Consider the following 19,671-nt stretch of genomic DNA (forward strand, 5'->3'; position numbering starts at 1 on the left):
CCGGCCGGCGCCGGTCAGCCGCGTACGGGCAGGTCTGCCGCCAGGGCCGCGGCCGCCTGCACCAGTGGCAGGGCGAGCAGCGCCCCGGTCCCCTCACCAGCAGTGACGCCGTGATCGAGCAGAGGGTTGAGCGCGATCCGGTCGAGCGCCTTCGCCTGTGCCGGCTCACCGCTGACCTGCCCGGCCAGCCACCAGTCCGGCGACCGGAACGCCACCCGCTGCGCCACCAGCGCGCAGGCCGCCGAGACCACCCCGTCCAGGATCACCGGGGTGCGCCGGACCGCGCTCTGCAGCAGGAAACCGGTGATCGCGGCCAGGTCGGCGCCGCCGGTGGCGGCCAGCAGCTCCAGCTGGTCGCCGAGGACCGGCCGGGCCCGGCGCAGCGCGTCGCGGATCGCCGCGCACTTGCGCATCCAGGCCAGGTCGTCGATGCCCGCGCCGCCGCGCCCGGTGACCACCGACGCGTCGGTGCCGCACAGCGCGGCGATCAGCGTGCTCGCCGCGGTGGTGCCGCCCACGCTCAGATCGCCGAGCGCGACCAGGTCGGTACCGGCGTCCGCCTCCTCGTCGGCGACCGCCATGCCCGCCCGGAACGCCCGCTCCGCCTCCTCGGCCGTCAGCGCGTCCTCGATGTCGATCCGGCCCGAACCGCGCCGCACCCGGTGCCGGGTGACCTCCTCCGGCAGCTCCGCCGGGTCGCAGTCCACCGCCAGGTCCACCACCCGCACCGGCACCCCGGCCCGGCGCGCCAGGACCGCCGCCGGGCTCGACCCGTCCAGCACGTCCCGTACGAGGTCCTTGGCGCTCCCGGCCGGACGGCCCGACACGTCCAGCGACGCCACGCCGTGATCACCCGCGAACAGCACCGCGCGCGGCCGTTCGACGGGCCGCACCGGCACCTGCTGCTGCGCGGCGGCCAGCCACTCGCCGATCTCGTCCAGCCGGCCCAGGGCTCCCGGCCGCACCGCCAGCCGCGCCCGGCGCTCCTCGGCATCGCGGCGCGCACCGCCGTCGGGGCGCTCGATCAGGTGGGCGAAGTCATCGAGGTTCAGGGCGCTCATTCGGCGCAGATTACCGGGAACGGTGCCCGGCGGGCCGCTCCGGGTCGGCCGGGGCGCCTCCCGGGGTGCGGGCCGCGGCGGTCCGGCGGGCGCCGAAGCGGATCTCGGTGACCGTACGCGCGGGCGTGTGCAGCAGCGGTACGTGCTGCCGCCAGCGCGCGAGGCGCCCGGCGAGCGGTCCGCGGCCGGGCGGCGGCACCTCGCGGACGGCGACGACGTTCGGGTGCGCGCTCGCGATCCGCGGCCGGTCGGCGGCGTCCAGGCCCCAGCGCAGCGGCGGCCGGTCCGGGGCCGTGGGGGCGCCCGTACCCGCGGTCGTACGGTCGCCCGCATCCGCGGTCGTACGGGCTGCCTGACGCGCCAGGTCCCGGGCCACGCACCAGCGCGGCACCGTGTCGAAGACCAGCGCACCGCCGGGGAACCGCTCGGCGCACGCCGCGAACAGGGCGCGGACCTCGGGCGGCCGCAGGAACGCCAGCAGCCCCCGTACGGTCACCACGACCCCGCGCTCCGGCGCGCGGACCGCGTCCAGCCAGCCTGGGTGGGACGGCGGGCAGGCGACCGTACGGCGCCGGGGCGCGTCCGGCAGCAGCATCCGGCGCACCGCCGCTGTCTCGGGTGATTCCACGGTCAGCCAGGTCAGCCGCCCGTTGTCCAGCCGCCAGAACGCGGTCCCCAGGCCCTCGCCGAGCGCGACGACCGTGGCCCGGGGGTGGTGGCGTACGTAGGCGCGTACGGCGGCGTCGAAGCGGTACGAGACGGCGCACGCCGGGGCATCTGCGGCGTCGCGCGCCGGAGCGTACGCGGCGCCCGCCGGACCGGCCGCGCGGACCGGCGGGCCGCCCGCGCCGGTCACCCTGCCCTGCGTATCGGTCACAGGCCAAGACCACCCGGCGCCGCGAGCACGGGCAAGAGGACACGGGCGCCGCGCGGGGCGTGTCATCCGCGCAGCGCAAGCGATGGCCCGGCGGCAGTGGGCGGTGTCGTCCGCGCGGCGCGAGTGCCTGTCCGGTGGCGGCGGCTGAGGGCGTGTCAGCCGCGCAGCGCGAGCGCCTGGCCGGCGACGACCAGCAGGACGTGTTCGCACTCGGCGCCGAACATCGCGTTCAGCCGTCCCAGTTCGTCGCGGAAGCGGCGGCCGGACGCGGTCGCCGGGACCACCCCCGAGCCGACCTCGTTGCTCACCGCGACCACCGGACGCCGGGTGCCGCGCACCGCCGCGACCAGCTCGTCCACCCGCGCGCGCAGCTCCCGCTCGCCGCCCGCCGCCCACTTCCCGTCGTCCCACGCGTCCACCTCGTCCATGGCGTGCGTCAGCCACAGGGCGAGGCAGTCGATGAGCAGCGGCGAGTCGTCCGGCGCGTCCGGCACGGCCGGTCCGCCCGGCCGTTCCTCGTGCCGGGCGCCGCCTTCCAGGAGCGGCAGCAGGTCGCAGGTCTCCGTCGTACGCCAGGAGGCCGGGCGGCGCTCGCGGTGGGCCGAGACCCGCGCGGCCCACTCGGTGTCCCCGTCCCGGGTGCCGCCGGTGGCGACGTACAGGACGTCCGGGAAGGCGGCCAGCCGCCGTTCGGCCTCCGCCGACTTGCCGCTGCGCGCGCCGCCCAGCACCAGCGTGCGGCGCGGCAGGTCGGGCACCGCGTGGTACTCGCCGACCAGCAGCGACGTGCCGTCCGGCACGGTACGCGCGCCCGCGGCGGCCAGCCGGCGGTGCAGCTCCGGGCCGGGCGGCACATCGTGGTCCAGATGGACGCCCAGCACATCGGTCGCCGCGTCCACGGCCCCGCTCGCCCGCAGCCGTGCCAGCGCGTCCGGCCGCCCCAGCACGTCCAGCAGGACCATGTCGTACGGGCCGGAGCCGCGCCCGTGCACCTCGCCCTCGGCCAGCCCGGCCGGCGCGGCGCCGGGCGGCAGGTACAGCAGCCGCTCGCCCTCGGGGCCGCCGACCTCGTAACCGGTGCCCGGCACGTCCACCGCGACGGCCCGCACCCGGTGCCCGTCCAACAGCGCCAGCTCCCGGCCGTCCGCGACCCGCCCCGGCTGCGGCAGCCCGGCGGGCACCTCCATGGCGGGCCCGTCGTGCGGGTGCGAGAGCAGCACCTGCCGTACGGCGGTGAGCGAGTGCCCGGCCCGGGCGGCGGCGAACGCCGGGCCCGGCGTCAGGTCCAGGAGCAGCGCCCCGTCGATGAGCAGCGCGGTGGCCGCCCGCGCCTCGTCGCCGACGGCGGAGGCACAGGCGGCACAGGGGCAACCGGGGCGCGGCAGCCCCCGGGGGGCTCCGGTGCCGAGCAGAGTCAGTTCCACGCGCCGATTTTCTCCCGTCACCGCTGACCGGGCGCGCCGGGGCCGGTCTCGACACGGCCGTTAGGCTGCGCAACAGCACGTACGCGGGACGTACACCGCGCATTGGCGGGGCATACGCCGGGCGTACGGCGCTCGTGCCGGGCGCCGGCGCGTGCCGGGACGGTACGGGACCGTGGCGCGCCGGCACGGCAGCGGTGCGCGACGAGCAGGCACTCGGTGGACCAGGAGGCGGACATGGCGTGGACGTGGCGGTTCGAGAAGGCCGACGGTACGGAGGTGGAGCCCGCGGTGCAGCCGGAGGACTTCACGACCCAGGGGGACGCGGAGTCCTGGATCGGCGAGGTGTGGAAGGACCTCCTCGACGGGGGCGCCGACAAGGTGACGCTCTTCGAGGACGGCACCGAGATCTACGGGATGAGCCTGCACGCCGAGGCGGCGGGCTGACGGAGACGGGCTGACCGGCCCGGCCCGCGCGCGGCGCGGCCGGGCCCGGTCCGCCCGTCGCCCGCCCGGCCCGGCCTGCTCAGATCGTCCCGAGCGTGACCCGCACCGTCTTCCGCTCCCCGTCCCGGTCGACCGTCACCTCGACCTGGTCGCCGGGCTTGTGGCCCGCCAGCGCCTCCGACAGGTCCTGCATCGTGCTGACGTCCGTCCCGTCGAACTTGACGATGACGTCACCCGCCTTGATGCCCGCCTTGTCCGCCGGGCCGCCCTGCTTGACGCTCTCGACGCTGACACCGGCCCCCTCGAAGTCCGAGCCCACGATGGTGCGGCCGGTGATGCCCAGCGCCGCCCGGCCCGAGTTGGTGACCTTGCCGTTCTTGATGATCTGGTCGGCGATGTTGCGGACGGTGGAGGCCGGGATGGCGAAGCCGATGCCCGGGGCCGCGCCCTCGCCCATCTGCGGGTCGGAGGCGGCCAGCGTGGGGATGCCGATGACCTGGTCGGAGAGGTTGACCAGGGCGCCGCCGCTGTTGCCCGGGTTGATGGCCGCCGAGGTCTGCACCATGTTGGCCAGGGTGGCGCCCGTACCGCCGCCGCTCGCGGGCTCGCTGACGGTGCGTCCGGTCGCCGAGACGATGCCCTGGGTGACGCTGCCGGACAGCCCCAGCGGGCTGCCCATGGCGAGCACGATCTGCCCGATCTCCACCTTGGCGGAGTCGCCGAAGGCGGCCGGCTTCAGGTCCCCCGGCGCCTTGTCGATCTTGATGACGGCGAGGTCCTGCTCCGGGTAGGAGGCGACCAGCGAGGCGTTCAGCGAGCGGCTGCCCCGGGCCGTGGTGACCTTGAACGTCTTCTCCCGGCCCACCACATGGGCATTGGTGACGACATGCCCGCGCGCGTCGTAGACCACCCCCGAGCCCAGCCCCTCCCCGGTGGTGATCTGGACGACCGACGGCAGGACGTCCTTGACCACCCGCTGGTAGGCGTTCTGGAGATCGGTGCTGACGCTGGGGGCCGCCGCCTTCGCGGGGGAGGTGACGGGGGCCGACGAGGGGGACCGGTCGGCGGAGTCGGGGGAGCCCGGACCGGAGCAGCCGGCCATCAGTGCGGTCGCGCACAGGGCGGCCGCCGCGGCGACCGCCGCCCTGTGGAGGGAAGTCGGTGAAGGCGTCATGCCTGGAGTGTCCCGTCAGGGCGCGTGGTCCGCCCGGTCATCCGGCGCCGTGGCGAGAAACTGCGTCGCCGCCAGCTCCCCGTACAACGGATCGCTCGCCACCAGCTCCGCGTGCGTACCGATGGCGCGCACCCGGCCCGCCTCCATCACCACGATCCGGTCCGCGAGCGTGACCGTGGACAGCCGGTGCGCCACCACGAGCACCGTGGCCGTACGGGCGGCCTCCGCTACGGTGTCCCGCAGCGCCAGTTCGTTGACCGCGTCCAGCTGCGAGGTCGCCTCGTCCAGGAGCAGCAGCCGCGGCTCGCGCAGCAGCGCCCGCGCGATCGCGACCCGCTGCCGCTCGCCGCCGGACAGCTTGCTGCCGCGGTGGCCCACCGGAGTCTCCAGGCCCTCCGGCAGCCGCTCGACCAGGCCGTCCAGCCGGGTCCGCGTCAGGACGCGGGCCAGCTGGTCGTCGGTGGCGCCGGGCGCCGCGAACAGCAGGTTCTCGCGCAGGGTGCCGGACAGTACGGGCGCGTCCTGCTCGACGTAGCCGATCTGGGAGCGCAGCCGGTCCAGCGGCCAGTCCCGTACGTCCGTGCCGTCGACCAGCACCCGGCCGCCGTCCGCCTCGTAGAACCGTTCCACCAGCCCGAAGACGGTGGACTTGCCGGCGCCGGACGGGCCGACGAACGCCGTCATGCCGCCGCCGGGCACCACGAAGTCCACACCGTGGTGGACGGGCGGCAGGTCCGGACGGTAGCGGAAGGTGACCCCCTCGAAGGCGACGCTCGCGGGCTTGGTGGGCTCCTCATGGGCGGCTTGCCCGTCGGCCCCCTCCAGAGGCTCCGTCTCCAGGTCCTCCGCCTCCGCCATCCGGGCGATCGCCGCCGACCCCACCTGGTAGGCGGACGCCGCCTCCACCAGCCGGGATATCGGGTCGATCAGGTAGAAGAGATAGAGCAGGAACGCGACCAGGGTGGCGATGTCGGTGGCCCCCGAGGCCACCCGCGCGCCGCCGACGCCCAGCACGGCCAGGAAGGAGACCTGGACCGCGAGCCCCACCGAGGACCCCGCGAGGGACTGCCACTTCGCGGCCCGTACGCCGCCGCGCCACGCCTCGCGGGCGGCCGCCTCGATGGCCGCCTCCTCCCGCCGCTCCGCGCCGGACGCCTTGACCGTGCGGAACGCGCCGAACGTCCGCTCCAGCGCCGTGGAGATCGCCCCCACGGCCTCCTGCGCCTGCTTCGTCGCCTTGGAGATCCGCGGCATGACCAGCGCCATCGAGCTGCCGATCAGCACGATCACGGCGGCCGTCACCCCGAGCAGCACGGGCTCCAGCAGGGCCATGAACACGATCGCGCCGGCCAGGGTGGCGAGGCCGGTCCCGGCGGAGACCAGCGACTGGGTGGTGATCGCGCGCAGCAGCGTGGTGTCCGCGGTGACCCGCGACATCAGGTCGCCGGGCTTGCTGCGGTCCACCGCGGGCATCCGCAGCCGCAGCAGCCGGGCGACGAGCTGACGCCGGGCGGCGAGCACCACGGACTCCGCGGTGCGCTCCAGGACGTACGCGCCGACCGATTCCGCCACGGCGCCCGCCACCACCAGCGCGGTCAGCAGCACCAGCAGCATGGTGATCGACCCGCTCCCGCCAAGGCGCTCGACCAGCGCCTTGGCGGCCAGCGGCTGGACGAGACCGGCGGCCGAGCCGACCAGCGTCAGCAGCCCGCCCAGGGCGATGGCGGCGCGGTGCGGCCGGATGTGGCCGTACAGCACGCGCCAGGTCTTGCGGACGGGCAGGGAGGGGCCCTGCGGGGGTTCCGCTCCGGCGGCGGTCGAGTCGGTGCTCGTGGTCTCGGTGCTCACGCTGAACAAGACGCGGGGGAGGGGCGATTACCTGTGCTTCACCCGCAGGTAATTCCGCACAGGGCCGCGGGCACCAGGGGCCCACGCGTGCGCCCGCGCTCCTACCGCCCCTCGCTCCCCGTTCCGCCCCGTACGCCGCACAGGTGCAGCAGCGCCGCCACCGCGCGGTACGGGTCGGTGCGTCCGGCCCGGTCCTCCGCGGCCAGCAGCCGTTCCAGCTCGCCGTCGGAGGGCAGCGGCGCGTCGTCCGCCGCGGTGTCGGTGAAGATCCGTACGCCGTACCAGGTCTCCAGCGGTGCGCCGATCCCGTCGAGCGTGGCGGTCAGGGCCGCCAGGCGGTCGGCGCGCGCCTTCAGGCCGAGGCGGTTGACGTACTCGGCGGAGTCGAAGGCGGCCAGCGCGCCGTCCCAGTCGCCGGACAGGCCCGGCCGCATGGCGAGGGCGTCGGCGTTGCGCACCACCAGGGACAGCAGTCCGCCGGGTGCCAGGACGCGGGCCAGTCCGGCCAGCATCGGGTCCGGCTCCGCCACGTACATCAGCACGCCGTGGCACAGCACCACGTCGAAGGCGCCGGGCAGGAAGTGCACGCCGGTGTCCCGGCCGTCGCCCTCGATGAGCTGGACGCGCTCCTGGATGCCGGCCGGTTCCTCCGCCAGTGCCGTGCGGGCGGCCGCCAGCATCGCGGGGTCGGCCTCCAGGCCGGTGACCTTGTGGCCGGCGCGGGCCAGCCGGAGCGCCTGGGTGCCCTGGCCGGTCCCCACGTCGAGCACCCGCAGCCGCTGTCCCACCGGGAAGCGCGCCGAGATCTGCTCCTCCAGCTGGCGGGCCACCAGCTCCTGGCGGACCGTGTTGCGCAGTCCGCCCAGCCCGCCCAGCCACCGTACGGCGCCGGGCGAGAAGCCCGAAGGGGGCGCGTTCAGGGCCGCTCTCCGCGCTTGACCTGCGGCTTCGGCAGACGCAGCCGGCGCATCTGGAGGGTGCGCATCAGGGCGTACGGCTTGACGCCCTTCAGGTTCTCGTTCGGGAAGCGCTGCTTGAGGCGCTTGCCCAGCGAGAACCACAGCACGAACGAGTCGATGACGATCAGCACGATGATGAACAGCCACAGCAGCAGCGCGATGTTCTGGATCCCCGGCTGCCGCAGCATCGTCAGCACCAGGATGATCACGGCCATCGGCAGGAAGAACTCCGCCACGCACCAGCGCGAGTCGACGAAGTCGCGCGCGAAGCGCCGCACCGGGCCCTTGTCGCGCACCGGCAGGAACCGCTCGTCACCGTTGGCCAGCGCCTCGCGCTGCCGGGCCATGTCGGCGCGCCGGGCCTCCCGGGCGGCCTTCTGGGCCTCCTTGCGGTTGGCCGGCGTGTGCGCGCGCGTATGGCGCTGCGACTGCGCCTGGCTGCGCTTCGGCGTCGGGCGGCCCTTCGGGGCCTGCGGGTCGCGGGGCTGCTTGGGCTCGGACGCGGTCACCTTGGCGGTCGCGGCCTGCTCATCCTTCGAACGGCTTCGGAACACATACGCAAGGGTACGGGTTGGCGGTGCATGGACCACAGCGGCATGGGGAACGATCCGGCAACGGCACGGGCCCGTGGCCGGTGCGACCTCAGGGACGTAACGGGGTGAAAGGGATGGATGGTGAGGGCCCCGGGCTTTCCCTACTCCCTGCGCCGGATAACCGCGCCGCCCTGATCGTCCTGCAGGAGGAGCGCATCCGGGTCCGAACAGTGCGGTAATGGAACCGGGGCCCGTACTGTGGGGTCTGTAGATGTGCTGGAGCCGAAGCCCGATGTAACTCGGTCAGAAGGGGGCGCGCGAGGCCCATGAGCGGTGTCATGAAGCGGATGGGGATGATCTTCCGCGCGAAGGCCAACAAGGCCCTGGACCGGGCCGAGGATCCGCGCGAGACCCTTGACTACTCGTACCAGAAGCAGCTGGAGCTGCTCCAGAAGGTACGCCGCGGCGTCGCCGACGTGGCGACCTCCCGCAAGCGCCTGGAGCTGCAGCTCAACCAGCTCCAGACCCAGTCCTCCAAGCTGGAGGACCAGGGGCGCAAGGCGCTCTCGCTCGGCCGCGAGGACCTCGCCCGCGAGGCGCTGTCCCGCCGGGCGGCCCTCCAGCAGCAGGTCACGGACCTGGAGACGCAGCACCAGACCCTCCAGGGCGAGGAGGAGAAGCTCACCCTCGCCGCCCAGCGCCTCCAGGCCAAGGTCGACGCCTTCCGTACGAAGAAGGAGACGATCAAGGCGACCTACACCGCCGCCCAGGCCCAGACCCGGATCGGCGAGGCGTTCTCCGGCATCTCCGAGGAGATGGGCGACGTCGGCATGGCCATCGAGCGCGCGGAGGACAAGACCGCGCAGATGCAGGCCCGGGCCGGCGCCATCGACGAACTGCTCGCCTCCGGCGCGCTGGACGACCCGTCCGGCATGGCCAAGGACGACATCGCCGCCGAGCTGGACCGGCTCTCCGGCGGCACGGACGTCGAGCTGGAGCTCCAGCGGATGAAGGCCGAGCTGGCGGGGCCGGGCGCCGACAAGCAGGCCATCGAGGGCGGCCCGGCGGGCCAGGGGCAGCAGGCTCCGCAGGCGCAGCCCGGACAGCCGCGTTTCGACAAGCAGTGACGGCCGGCGGCGGTTAGCCTCGTCGCGACCGCCGCACCGGACCGGCTGCCGCACCGGACCAGCCGGACCGTCCGGACCAGACCGTCGCACCGGACCAGAAGGAGACCGTCGTGATCGTACGGATCATGGGGGAGGGGCAGGTGAAGCTCGACGACGCGCATTTCGTCGAGCTGAACAAGCTGGACGACGAGCTGCTCGACGAGATGGAGAGCGGCGACGAGGACGGCTTCCGGCGCACCCTGGGCGCCCTTCTGGACGCGGTGCGCCGCCTGGGCGCCCCACTGCCGGACGACTCCCTGGAGCCGTCCGAACTGATCCTGCCCGCCGAGGACGCGAGCCTCGACGAGGTCAGGCAGATGCTCAGCGACGACGGCCTGATCCCGGGCTGACCGGCCGCCGCCGGACTTCCGGGCCGGTCGTCCTCCCGTCCTCCGGACTTGTGGACCGGTCGCCACCGGACCTTTGGACCGGTCGGCTTCCGGGCCGACCGACCCCGGCCACCTTGCGGCCCGTACGACCTCCAGCGCAGGCAGCGCCCCGGACCCCGCGCGGGACCGGGGCGCTACCGTTTCCCCGTGACTCCCCTCGCCCCCGGGCAGGCCGGCCCGCGTCCGGGCGGCGGCCCGCTCGCCTGGATACGCGCGCACCCGCACGCCTGCGACACCGCCCTGGCGCTCGCCGTCTTCGCGGCCATCCTGGTCGGCGCGATGGCCGGGCCGCACGGACCGCACGGCCCCCGCTTCGGCGAACGCGAGCTGACCGCCACCACCGCGCTCCTCGCCGCCGTGGCCGGCGGCGCCCTGGCGCTGCGCCGCCGCTTCCCGCGCAGCGTGCTGGCGGTGACCGTCGTCTGCACCATCCTCGAACTCCTCCTCGAAACCGAGGCGCCGCGCGCCCCGGTCGCCTGCTCCGTGGTCATCGCGCTGTGCACCCTCGCCGCGCGTACGGACCGCTCCACCACCTGGCGCGTCGGCGCGCTGACCGTCGTGGTGCTCACCGCCGCCGCGATGCTCTTCGGGGCCCGCCCCTGGTACGCACAGGAGAATCTGGGCATCTTCGCCTGGACCGGGATGGCCGCCGCGGCCGGTGACGCGGTCCGCAGCCGCCGCGCCTTCGTCGCCGCCATAAGGGAGCGGGCCGAACGCGCCGAGCGCACCCGCGAGGAGGAGGCCCGGCGCCGCGTCGCCGAGGAGCGCATGCGCATCGCCCGCGAGCTGCACGACGTGGTCGCCCACCACATCGCCCTGGTCAACGTGCAGGCCGGGGTCGCCTCGCACGTCATGGACAGCCGCCCCGACCAGGCCAAGCAGGCCCTGGCCCACGTACGCGAAGCGTCCCGCTCCGCCCTGGACGAACTGCGCGCCACGGTCGGCCTGCTACGCCAGTCCGACGACCCGCACGCCCCCACCGAACCCGCCCCGGGCCTGGCCGTCCTGGACCACCTCGTGGACGGCTTCGTACGGTCCGGCCTCCCCGTCGACCTCGACGTCCCGCGCCCCGCGGACGCCCTGCCCGCAGCCATCGACCTGACCGCGTACCGCATCGTCCAGGAAGCCCTGACCAACGTGCACAAACACGCCGGCGCGGGCGCCCGCGCGACGGTCCGTATCGCGCGGGGCGCCGACGCGCTGACCGTCACCGTGCTGGACGACGACGGCGTCCCGGACCACGGCCCCGGCACCCCGGAACCCGGCGGCGGCCACGGCCTGATCGGCATGCGCGAACGCGTCGCCGCCCTGCGCGGCACCGTCGAGACCGGCCCCCGCCCGGCCGGCGGCTTCCGGGTACACGTACGCCTGCCGCTCCCGACCGTCCAAGCCGCCCACCGGGCCGGCGGCTGCCGCGCGGGGGAGACCGGATGACCATCGCCGCTGCCTTGCAGCAGGCCCTCGGTCGTGCGAGGCCGAGGGCCCGTCAGACGGCATCGGGCGCAGGGGCACGGTCGTAGTCGAGCACCGCGTCCAGATACTCCGCTATCGCGTCCCGGTTGCGGGTCAGGCACTCGATGTGGCCGGTCATCCTGTCGCGCTCGCGCCGCAGCGTGGCGATCATCTCCGGGGTCGCGTCGCGGAAGTAGATGGTCCGGGGCTGGTCGAGGCAGGGCAGGATCTGCTTGATGATGCGGGTCGGCAGTCCGGCGTCGAGCAGGCCCCGGATCTGCAGGACGCGGTCGACGAACCGTTCGTCGTAGTCGCGGTAGCCGTTGGCGCCGCGGGCGGCGGCGATGAGGCCCTGTTCCTCGTAGTACCGCAGCAGCCTGCGGGAGGTGCCGGTGCGCTCCGAGAGCTCCCCGATACGCATGTGACTCACCCCACATGATGACGCTTTGACCTTCACATCAATGTGAAGGTTCGACGCTGTCCATCGAACGACGCCGCAGTACACCCTAATGACGAGGTGAGCCCCGATGGACAACCAGCTCTTCGACTACAGCCCCATCGTCGAGCGCGAGCCGATCCAGTGGCCCGGCGGCGCCCGGATCGCCTTCTACGTCGGGCTGAACGTCGAGCACTACCAGGTCGACCGCCCCTCGACGAGCATCTTCCCCGACACCCGGGCCCTGGCCCCGGACCCGCTCAACTACGGATGGCGGGACTACGGCCCCCGGGTCGGCATCTGGCGGCTGATCGACAGCCTGGACCGCCACGGCCTGCGGGCCAGCGTGATGCTCAACTCCGATGTGACCGCGCGCTATCCGCAGATCATCAAGGCCGGCCTGGAGCGTGACTGAGCCTGGGCCGCGCACGGCAGGAACAACTCCATTCTTCAGGCCGATATGAGCGAGGACGAGGAGCGCGCATATCTGCGCGAGGTGATCGGCACGATCGAGAAGGCGACCGGCCGCCGGCCGCGCGGCTGGCTCGGCCCCGCGCTCACCGAGACCTTCCGCACCCCGCACCTCCTCGCCGAACTGGGCCTTCAGTACGTGCTGGACTGGGCGAACGACGACCAGCCGTACCGGCTGAACGTGCCGGGCATGCTCAGCGTGCCCTATTCGATCGAGATCAACGACGTCCAGATGTTCGTCGGCAAGAGCCTCAGCGGCCCCGACTTCCTCCAGATCGTCAAGGACCAGCTCGACCAGCTCCACGAGGAGTCGGCGGACAGCGGCCGGGTGATGTCCCTCGTCCTGCACCCGTTCGTCATCAACCAGCCGTTCCGCCACAAGTACCTGGACCAGGCGCTCGAACACATCGCGCACCACCCCGGCGTCTGGCTGACCACCAGCGACGAGATCGCCGACCACTACGCCCGGACGACCGCCCCGGCGGCCGGCACAGGAAGGGAGTGAGCCGGGCGGGGCCTGCCACCGCTCAGGAGTCGGCCACGACCCCGCCCTCTACCCTGTGGCTGTGCGCAAACAGCCCGAGTCCGTGCCGCCGCCGACGACCGCCGAACCCGTCAGGCGGCTGAGAGTTCTCCTCGCCGACGACCAGGCCCTGCTCCGCAGCGCCTTCCGCATCCTGGTCGACTCCGAGCCCGACATGGAAGTGGTGGGGGAGGCGTCCGACGGGGCCGCGGCGTACGAGCTGACGCGGGCCACGGGGGCCGACGTCGTCCTGATGGACATCCGGATGCCGGGCGTGGACGGCCTCGCCGCCACCCGCATGATCACCGCCGATCCGGACCTGACCGCCGTACGCGTGGTCATCCTGACCACCTTCGAGGTGGACGACTACGTGGTGCAGGCGCTGCGCGGCGGGGCCAGCGGGTTCCTCGGGAAGGGCGCCGAGCCGGACGAGCTGCTGAGCGCCATCCGGATCGCGGCGGCCGGGGAGGCGCTGCTGTCACCGGCCGCGACGAAGGGGCTGATCGCCAAATTCCTCGCGCAGGGGGAGGGGCCGTCCGAGGACGGGCCCGGGCGGCCCGGGGCGGCCGAGCTGGGCGCGCTGACCGGGCGGGAGCGGGAGGTGCTCGTGCTGGTCGCGGGCGGGCTGTCCAACGACGAGATCGCCAAGGAGCTCGCGGTCAGCCCGCTGACGGTCAAGACGCATGTCAACCGGGCCATGGCCAAGCTGGGCGCGCGCGACCGGGCGCAGCTGGTGGTCATCGCGTACGAATCGGGGCTGGTGCGCCCGCGGGTGCAGTAGGGGCCGGTCCGCCCATGGGGGCAGTAGGTCCGCGGGTGCAGCAGGGGGTGGAGACCGCCGTACTCCGAACGCGGTAGTCGGGCGGGGCGGAAACCGACCTGCGGGCGAGGGAATGCGCGTGGGGCATGGCGGATCGTTTAGGCGGGCCAGTGGTGCCCGCCCGTGGGCCGGAGACGCCCGCCCGCCGGTACGCCGTAGTACAGAACAGAAGAGAGACCCCACCCATGTCCTGGCTGTCCCGACTCAGCCTCGTACAACGGGGCCTGACAGCGCTGATGTCGATCGTCGCGATCGCCTTCGGCGCCATCGCGATCCCCCAGCTCAAACAGCAGCTCCTGCCCACCATCGAACTGCCCATGGTGTCCGTGCTGGCGCCCTACCAGGGGGCCTCGCCCGACGTCGTCGAGAAGCAGGTGATCGAGCCGCTGGAGAACGGAATCCAGGCGGTCGACGGCATCAAGGGCGTCACCTCGACGGCGCGCGAGGGCTCGGCCGTCATCATGGCGCAGTTCGACTACGGCAACGACTCCAAGCGGCTGGTCGCCGATGTGCAGCAGGCCGTCAACCGGGCCCGCGCCAAGCTGCCGAAGGACGTGGATCCGCAGGTCGTGGCCGGTTCGACGGACGACATCCCGGCCGTCGTGCTCGCCGTGTCGGCGCAGGGCAAGGACCAGCAGGCGCTGGCCGACCAGCTCGACCGCAGCGTGGTGCCGGACCTGAAGAACATCGGCGGCGTCGGCCAGGTCACCGTCAACGGCGTCCAGGACCGTATCGTCGCCGTCACCCCCGACGACGCCAAGCTGGCCCGGGCCGGGCTGACGGCCGCGGCGCTCGGGCAGGCGCTGGAGGCGAACGGCGCGTCCGTACCCGCCGGTTCGTTCGCCGAGAAGGGCCGGAGCAACACCGTCCAGGTCGGCTCCGGCTTCACCTCCGCGCAGCAGATACGGGACCTGACGGTCACCCCGGCGGCGGGCCCCGGCGGGTCCGCGGGCGCCTCGGCCGGCAAACCCGTACGCCTCGGTGAGATCGCCACCGTCCAGGAGGAGTCGGCCACGCCGACCTCCATCACCCGCACCAACGGCAAGCCCAGCCTGGCCGTCATGGTGACCATGGGCCAGGACGGCAGCGCCGTGGACATCTCCGAGGCGGTCAAGGACAAGCTGCCGAAGATCCGTACGGCGCTGGGCAAGGGCGCCGAGGTCACGGTCGTCTCCGACCAGGGCCCGGCGGTCTCGAAGTCCATCGAGTCGCTGACCACCGAGGGCCTGCTCGGCCTGGTCATGGCCGTGATCGTGATCCTGGTCTTCCTGCTCAGCCTGCGCTCGACGCTGGTCACCGCGGTCTCCATCCCGCTGTCCGTCGTCATCACGCTGATCGTGCTGTGGACCGGCGACCTGTCGCTGAACATGCTCACCCTCGGCGCGCTGACCATCGCCATCGGACGCGTCGTGGACGACTCGATCGTCGTCCTGGAGAACATCAAACGGCACCTCGGCTACGGCGAGGAGCGCCAGCAGGCCATCCTCACCGCCGTTCGCGAAGTGGCCGGCGCGATCACCTCCTCCACCCTGACCACGGTGGCGGTCTTCCTGCCCATCGGCGTGGTCGGCGGCATGGTAGGCGCCCTCTTCGGCTCCTTCTCCATCACCGTGACCGTCGCCCTCCTCGCCTCCCTCCTCGTCTCCCTGACCGTCGTCCCGGTCCTCTCCTACTGGTTCCTGCGCGCGCCGAAGATCCCCGAGGGCACCGACCCCGAGGAACTGCGCCGGGCCGCCGAGGCCAAGGAGAGCGGCAGCCCGCTCCAGCGCCTGTACGTGCCGGTCCTGCGCTTCGCGACGCGCCGCCGCATCACCAGCGTCGTCATCGCGGTCGTCGTCCTCCTCGCCACCTTCGGCATGGCCCCCCTCCTCAAGACCAACTTCTTCGACCAGGGCGACCAGGACACCCTCAGCGTCAAGCAGGAGCTGACGCCCGGTACGAGCCTCGCCGCCTCCGACGCGCAGGCCAAGCGGGTCGAGAAGGTCCTCGCCGGTCTCGACGAGGTCGCGGACTACCAGGTCACCGTCGGCTCGTCCGGCTTCATGGCGGCCTTCGGCGGCGGCAGCGGCGCCAACCAGGCCTCGTACCAGCTCAAACTGAAGGACGCGGCGGACGCCGGCAAGGTCACCGACAAGCTCCGCGCCGAACTCGGCAAGCTCGGCAAGGACATCGGCGAGACGACCGTCTCGTCCGGTGGCGGCGGCTTCGGCAACCAGGACCTGAGCGTGGTGGTCAAGGCCGCCGACGCGGACGTATTGAAGAAGGCGTCCGAGCAGGTACGGGCCACCGTCGCCGGCCTCGACCACGTCACCGACGTGCAGAGCGACCTCTCCCGGAGCGTGCCGCGCATCTCGGTGCAGGCCAACGCGAAGGCGGCGGAAGCCGGTTACAGCCAGGCCGCGCTCGGCCAGGTCGTCGCGCAGGCGGTGCGCGGCACCACCAGCGGCAAGGCCATGATCGACAACGCCGAGCGGGACATCGTCATCAAGTCCGCCCACCCGGTCACGTCCGAGGCCGCGCTGCGCGACCTGGCCGTACCGACCCCGGCGGGCCCCGCCAAGCTCGGCGACCTGGCCACCATCCGTACGGTCGCGGGCCCGGTCCAGACCACCCGCATCGACGGCGCCCGGTCCGCCACGGTCACCGCCAAGCCGACCGGCGACAACACCGGCGCCGTCACCGCCCAGCTCCAGACCAAGATCAAGGCCCTGAAGCTGCCGGAGGGGGCAACGGCGGAGATCGGCGGCGTCTCGGCCGACCAGACCGACGCCTTCTCCTCCCTCGGCCTGGCGATGCTGGCCGCCATCGCCATCGTCTTCATGCTGCTGGTCGGCACCTTCCGGTCCCTCATCCAGCCGCTGATCCTCCTCGTCTCGATCCCCTTCGCGGCGACCGGCGCGATCGGCCTGCTGGTCGCGACGGGCACCCCGATGGGCGTCCCCGCGATGATCGGCATGCTGATGCTGATCGGCATCGTCGTCACCAACGCGATCGTGCTGATCGACCTGATCAACCAGTACCGCGCCCAGGGTTACGGCATCGTCGAAGCCGTGGTCGAAGGCGGCCGCCACCGCCTCCGCCCGATCCTGATGACGGCCCTCGCCACGATCATGGCCCTGCTCCCGATGGCCCTGTCCGTCACCGGCGACGGCGGCTTCATCTCCCAGCCGCTGGCCGTGGTGGTGATCGGCGGCCTGATCACGTCCACGCTGCTGACGCTGCTGCTCGTACCGACGCTGTACGCGATGATCGAGCTGCGGAAGGAACGGCGGGCGGCGAAGAGGGCGGCGAAGCGGGCGCAGCCCGCGGAGGAGACCCGTACGCCGGAGCCGGCGGGGGTCTGAGGCGCGCGGAGCGCTTGACGCATATGGCTCAGCCCGTCCCGGGGAGGTTCCGGGACGGGCTGAGGTGTGTTCGCCCTTCGCCGTCAGCCGAGGCGGCCGATGTGGATGACCACGATTGCGACGGTGGCTTCGGTGACCTCGTACAGCACCCGGTAGCGGCCGACATGTATACGCCGGAGGCCGGGAGAACCGTACTCGGTGGTCTCCGCGGGGTGCGGCTGGATGGCGAGCAGGTCGACGGCGTCCATCAGCCGGCGCAATCCGTCGACGTCATCCTTGAGGAACCGGGCAGCCGCGTCGACGGCGGCCGGGTTCCAGGTGATCCCGTACGTCACCCGCGTTCCAGCCCGAGCCGGGCGCGTACTTCGTCGTGCGGCACGCCTGCGGTCTCGCCGGATGCCTGGCGTGCGCGGTACTGGGCCAGGGCCAGTGCGTCCTCCGGATCGGCGAGCTCCTGGGGGGTGGTCGGCACCATGTCTTCCATGTGCAGAACCGTAGGTTCCGCACGCCACGGGGTGGTGATGATCCCGTGCGGAAACGGGGCCGGTCGAGGGGAGCCGGTACGGCTAAAAGCCCTCTTTCTTGCGGCCGCGCGCGATGATTCGCACGGGCGTGCCGTGGCGGGTTGCGCAGTGCGATGGCACATGATTCATCGTCCCCTTTGACGCACATGGGCACCCGGTGGTTACGGGATGCGTCACCATCGTCACTCCGCGGCGCGACGCTCAACAGGGGTTCCTCCGTCCCACGGTTGAAGACGGGACGGAGAGGAGCGAGATGGCGGACCTGCCGCTGAAGAAGCCGCGGGGCCGGTGCCGGACACATCCGGCACCGGCCCCGCACAGGTCACGGCTTCACGCGTCAGAGGCGCACCTCCGCCCTACGGCAGCGCCAGCATCCGCTCCAGCGCCAGCTTCGCGAAGCTTTCCGTCTCCGGGTCGACCTGGATGCGGTTGACGACCTTGCCCTCGGCCAGGGATTCCAGGGCCCAGACCAGGTGGGGGAGGTCGATGCGGTTCATGGTGGAGCAGAAGCAGACCGTCTTGTCGAGGAAGACGATCTCCTTGTCCTCGGCGGCGAAGCGGTTGGCCAGGCGGCGGACGAGGTTGAGTTCGGTGCCGATGGCCCACTTGGAGCCGGGCGGGGCGGCCTCCAGGGCCTTGATGATGTACTCCGTGGAGCCGACGTAGTCCGCCGCCGCCACGACCTCGTGCTTGCACTCGGGGTGGACGAGGACGTTCACGCCGGGTATGCGGGCCCGTACGTCCTCGACGGATTCGAGGGAGAAGCGGCCGTGCACGGAGCAGTGGCCGCGCCACAGGATCATCTTGGCCGCGCGCAGCTGCTCGGCGGTGAGGCCGCCGTTCGGCTTGTGCGGGTTGTAGACGACGCAGTCGTCCAGGGACATGCCCATGTCGCGTACGGCGGTGTTGCGGCCCAGGTGCTGGTCGGGCAGGAACAGGACCTTCTCGCCCTGCTCGAAGGCCCAGTCCAGCGCGCGCTTGGCGTTGGACGAGGTGCAGATCGTGCCGCCGTGCTTGCCGGTGAAGGCCTTGATGTCGGCGGAGGAGTTCATGTACGAGACGGGGACGACCTGCTCGGCCACGCCGGCCTCGGTGAGCACGTCCCAGCACTCGGCGACCTGCTCGGCCGTGGCCATGTCGGCCATGGAGCAGCCGGCGGCCAGGTCGGGCAGCACGACCTGCTGGTCCTCGGTGGTCAGGATGTCGGCCGACTCGGCCATGAAGTGCACACCGCAGAAGACGATGTACTCGGCGTCGGGGCGGGCCGCCGCGTCGCGCGCCAGCTTGAAGGAGTCGCCGGTCACGTCCGCGAACTCGATGACCTCGTCGCGCTGGTAGTGGTGGCCGAGGACGAAGACCTTGTCCCCGAGCTTCGCCTTGGCGGCGCGGGCGCGCTCGACCAGACCGGGGTCGGACGGAGCCGGCAGGTCACCGGGGCAGTCCACGCCGCGCTCGCTCTTGGGGTCGGCCTCACGGCCGAGGAGCAGCAGCGCGAGCGGGGTCGGCTGGACGTCCAGGGGCTGGGCGGTGGTCACGACACGCACCCTCTCTTTTCGTCATGGCGCGGACATCGCCGCACCCGGGCGCCGGTGCTGGTGGCGCCGGGACCCTTTTCGTCGGTTTGACGTTATCTATCATAACCGCTTCACGTCAGTTTGACGATGGCCATCGTGTCGATGTGACGCATCCCCGTATCGATCCTCACAACCGCCACCGTCCGCGTCCGTCCACCGGTGTGCGAGCATGAAAGACGAAAGGCTCCACAACACGTCGCGCCCAGCCGGAATGAATCCGGGGCCCCGGCTGTTCCAGCCGAGGGCAAGCGGTCCGTACAACCCGGGAGAGATCTAGATGAGCGTTCAGGACGAGACCACCGTCGGTGACGGCATCATCCTGTCCGACGCGGCCGCGTCGAAGGTGAAGGCCCTGCTGGAGCAGGAAGGCCGCGACGACCTCGCGCTGCGGGTGGCCGTTCAGCCCGGCGGCTGCTCCGGACTGCGCTACCAGCTCTTCTTCGACGAGCGGTCGCTGGACGGCGATGTCGTCAAGGACTTCGGCGGCGTCAAGGTCGTCACCGACCGGATGAGCGCCCCGTACCTGGGCGGCGCCTCCATCGACTTCGTCGACACCATCGAGAAGCAGGGCTTCACGATCGACAACCCGAATGCGACGGGCTCCTGCGCCTGTGGCGACTCGTTCAACTGAGTCGTAGGCCCGGACCAGCGC

19 protein-coding genes and 1 pseudogene are annotated in these 19,671 nt (G+C 72.7%); 9 read left to right on the forward strand and 11 right to left on the reverse strand.

All coding sequences use genetic code 11. The annotated features are described in order from the left end of the window. Window positions 1-14: 14 nt before the first annotated feature. The 3 genes from cobT to IH45_RS0109610 form a co-directional block, all read right to left on the reverse strand. A complete protein-coding gene (gene cobT / locus IH45_RS0109600) occupies window positions 15-1,061 on the reverse strand; it encodes a nicotinate-nucleotide--dimethylbenzimidazole phosphoribosyltransferase (protein WP_030664460.1) in 1,047 nt (348 codons plus the stop codon). Between the two features lie 10 nt (window positions 1,062-1,071). Next, a complete protein-coding gene (locus tag IH45_RS0109605; protein WP_234440481.1) occupies window positions 1,072-1,938 on the reverse strand; it encodes a class I SAM-dependent methyltransferase in 867 nt (288 codons plus the stop codon). A 155-nt stretch (window positions 1,939-2,093) separates the two neighbouring features. Further along, a complete protein-coding gene (locus IH45_RS0109610) occupies window positions 2,094-3,362 on the reverse strand; it encodes a bifunctional adenosylcobinamide kinase/adenosylcobinamide-phosphate guanylyltransferase (RefSeq protein ID WP_030664465.1) in 1,269 nt (422 codons plus the stop codon). 234 nt (window positions 3,363-3,596) lie between these two features. Between IH45_RS0109610 and IH45_RS0109615 the strand changes: the two genes are divergently transcribed. Beyond that, window positions 3,597-3,806 carry a hypothetical protein gene (locus IH45_RS0109615; RefSeq protein WP_030664467.1) on the forward strand — a complete coding sequence of 70 codons (210 nt, stop codon included), beginning with the start codon at window positions 3,597-3,599 and terminating at the stop codon, window positions 3,804-3,806. A gap of 79 nt (window positions 3,807-3,885) precedes the next feature. Here IH45_RS0109615 and IH45_RS0109620 read toward each other — a convergent pair whose 3' ends face one another. From IH45_RS0109620 to IH45_RS0109635, 4 genes are all read right to left on the reverse strand, one after another. Next, complete coding sequence (locus IH45_RS0109620; RefSeq protein ID WP_030664472.1) at window positions 3,886-4,980, reverse strand: S1C family serine protease; 1,095 nt, start codon at window positions 4,978-4,980, stop codon at window positions 3,886-3,888. A gap of 15 nt (window positions 4,981-4,995) precedes the next feature. Further along, on the reverse strand, window positions 4,996-6,837 hold the full coding sequence (locus tag IH45_RS0109625; protein WP_030664474.1) for an ABC transporter ATP-binding protein: 1,842 nt from the start codon (window positions 6,835-6,837) through the stop codon (window positions 4,996-4,998). A 92-nt stretch (window positions 6,838-6,929) separates the two neighbouring features. Next, on the reverse strand, window positions 6,930-7,658 hold the full coding sequence (locus tag IH45_RS0109630) for a class I SAM-dependent methyltransferase (protein WP_030664477.1): 729 nt from the start codon (window positions 7,656-7,658) through the stop codon (window positions 6,930-6,932). 86 nt (window positions 7,659-7,744) lie between these two features. Further along, a complete protein-coding gene (locus IH45_RS0109635) occupies window positions 7,745-8,341 on the reverse strand; it encodes a DUF3043 domain-containing protein (RefSeq protein WP_030664482.1) in 597 nt (198 codons plus the stop codon). Window positions 8,342-8,646: 305 nt separating this feature from the next. Between IH45_RS0109635 and IH45_RS0109640 the strand changes: the two genes are divergently transcribed. The 3 genes from IH45_RS0109640 (at window position 8,647) to IH45_RS0109650 (ending at window position 11,309) form a co-directional block, all read left to right on the forward strand. After that, window positions 8,647-9,447: a PspA/IM30 family protein gene (locus IH45_RS0109640; protein ID WP_078897396.1), complete on the forward strand. Its 801-nt coding sequence runs from the start codon at window positions 8,647-8,649 to the stop codon at window positions 9,445-9,447. Window positions 9,448-9,557: 110 nt separating this feature from the next. Then, window positions 9,558-9,836 carry a PspA-associated protein PspAA gene (pspAA, locus tag IH45_RS0109645; protein ID WP_030664488.1) on the forward strand — a complete coding sequence of 93 codons (279 nt, stop codon included), beginning with the start codon at window positions 9,558-9,560 and terminating at the stop codon, window positions 9,834-9,836. Window positions 9,837-10,022: 186 nt separating this feature from the next. Next, window positions 10,023-11,309: a sensor histidine kinase gene (locus tag IH45_RS0109650; RefSeq protein ID WP_030664491.1), complete on the forward strand. Its 1,287-nt coding sequence runs from the start codon at window positions 10,023-10,025 to the stop codon at window positions 11,307-11,309. Between the two features lie 52 nt (window positions 11,310-11,361). Here the strand turns inward: IH45_RS0109650 and IH45_RS0109655 are convergent, their stop codons facing one another. Next, entirely contained in the window at window positions 11,362-11,748 is a 387-nt protein-coding gene (locus IH45_RS0109655) for a MerR family transcriptional regulator (protein WP_030664494.1), read from the reverse strand. A gap of 106 nt (window positions 11,749-11,854) precedes the next feature. Here IH45_RS0109655 and IH45_RS1000000149785 point away from each other — a divergent pair, with 106 nt between their 5' ends. The 4 genes from IH45_RS1000000149785 to IH45_RS0109670 all read left to right on the forward strand — a co-directional run bounded on the left by IH45_RS1000000149785 (window position 11,855) and on the right by IH45_RS0109670 (window position 16,921). Then, entirely contained in the window at window positions 11,855-12,178 is a 324-nt protein-coding gene (locus tag IH45_RS1000000149785; RefSeq protein WP_234440482.1) for a polysaccharide deacetylase family protein, read from the forward strand. Window positions 12,179-12,223: 45 nt separating this feature from the next. Then, complete coding sequence (locus tag IH45_RS1000000149790; RefSeq protein ID WP_234440483.1) at window positions 12,224-12,739, forward strand: polysaccharide deacetylase family protein; 516 nt, start codon at window positions 12,224-12,226, stop codon at window positions 12,737-12,739. A gap of 61 nt (window positions 12,740-12,800) precedes the next feature. Next, on the forward strand, window positions 12,801-13,538 hold the full coding sequence (locus tag IH45_RS0109665; protein WP_234440484.1) for a response regulator: 738 nt from the start codon (window positions 12,801-12,803) through the stop codon (window positions 13,536-13,538). Between the two features lie 224 nt (window positions 13,539-13,762). Further along, window positions 13,763-16,921, forward strand: a complete 3,159-nt coding sequence (locus IH45_RS0109670) for an efflux RND transporter permease subunit (RefSeq protein ID WP_030664500.1) — start codon at window positions 13,763-13,765, stop codon at window positions 16,919-16,921. 83 nt (window positions 16,922-17,004) lie between these two features. Here IH45_RS0109670 and IH45_RS0109675 read toward each other — a convergent pair whose 3' ends face one another. The 3 genes and pseudogenes from IH45_RS0109675 to nadA all read right to left on the reverse strand — a co-directional run bounded on the left by IH45_RS0109675 (window position 17,005) and on the right by nadA (window position 18,989). Continuing rightward, window positions 17,005-17,256, reverse strand: coding sequence for a type II toxin-antitoxin system RelE family toxin (locus IH45_RS0109675; RefSeq protein WP_030664503.1), 252 nt, complete (start codon window positions 17,254-17,256; stop codon window positions 17,005-17,007). Beyond that, window positions 17,253-17,381: pseudogene (locus IH45_RS0109680) on the reverse strand (type II toxin-antitoxin system prevent-host-death family antitoxin); the annotation flags it as partial. The pseudogene IH45_RS0109680 and the gene IH45_RS0109675, both read right to left, overlap by 4 nt. A 420-nt stretch (window positions 17,382-17,801) precedes the next feature. After that, the gene (gene nadA, locus IH45_RS0109685) at window positions 17,802-18,989 is read right to left on the reverse strand and encodes a quinolinate synthase NadA (RefSeq protein WP_030664509.1); all 1,188 of its coding nucleotides are present in this window, start codon (window positions 18,987-18,989) and stop codon (window positions 17,802-17,804) included. 307 nt (window positions 18,990-19,296) lie between these two features. Here nadA and IH45_RS0109690 point away from each other — a divergent pair, with 307 nt between their 5' ends. Continuing rightward, window positions 19,297-19,650, forward strand: a complete 354-nt coding sequence (locus IH45_RS0109690; RefSeq protein ID WP_003982392.1) for a HesB/IscA family protein — start codon at window positions 19,297-19,299, stop codon at window positions 19,648-19,650. Window positions 19,651-19,671: the final 21 nt, after the last annotated feature.

Source organism: Streptomyces rimosus subsp. rimosus, from assembly GCF_000720725.1.
GTDB lineage: Bacteria > Actinomycetota > Actinomycetes > Streptomycetales > Streptomycetaceae > Streptomyces > Streptomyces rimosus_A.

Coding starts and splice junctions, on each gene's coding strand:
- cobT (WP_030664460.1), bottom strand. CDS start 1,061: ATGAGCGCCCTGAACCTCGATGACTTCGCCCACCTGATCGAGCGCCCC.
- IH45_RS0109615 (WP_030664467.1), top strand. CDS start 3,597: ATGGCGTGGACGTGGCGGTTCGAGAAGGCCGACGGTACGGAGGTGGAG.
- IH45_RS0109620 (WP_030664472.1), bottom strand. CDS start 4,980: ATGACGCCTTCACCGACTTCCCTCCACAGGGCGGCGGTCGCCGCGGCG.
- IH45_RS0109640 (WP_078897396.1), top strand. CDS start 8,647: ATGAGCGGTGTCATGAAGCGGATGGGGATGATCTTCCGCGCGAAGGCC.
- IH45_RS0109655 (WP_030664494.1), bottom strand. CDS start 11,748: ATGCGTATCGGGGAGCTCTCGGAGCGCACCGGCACCTCCCGCAGGCTG.
- IH45_RS1000000149785 (WP_234440482.1), top strand. CDS start 11,855: ATGGACAACCAGCTCTTCGACTACAGCCCCATCGTCGAGCGCGAGCCG.
- IH45_RS1000000149790 (WP_234440483.1), top strand. CDS start 12,224: ATGAGCGAGGACGAGGAGCGCGCATATCTGCGCGAGGTGATCGGCACG.
- IH45_RS0109670 (WP_030664500.1), top strand. CDS start 13,763: ATGTCCTGGCTGTCCCGACTCAGCCTCGTACAACGGGGCCTGACAGCG.
- IH45_RS0109690 (WP_003982392.1), top strand. CDS start 19,297: ATGAGCGTTCAGGACGAGACCACCGTCGGTGACGGCATCATCCTGTCC.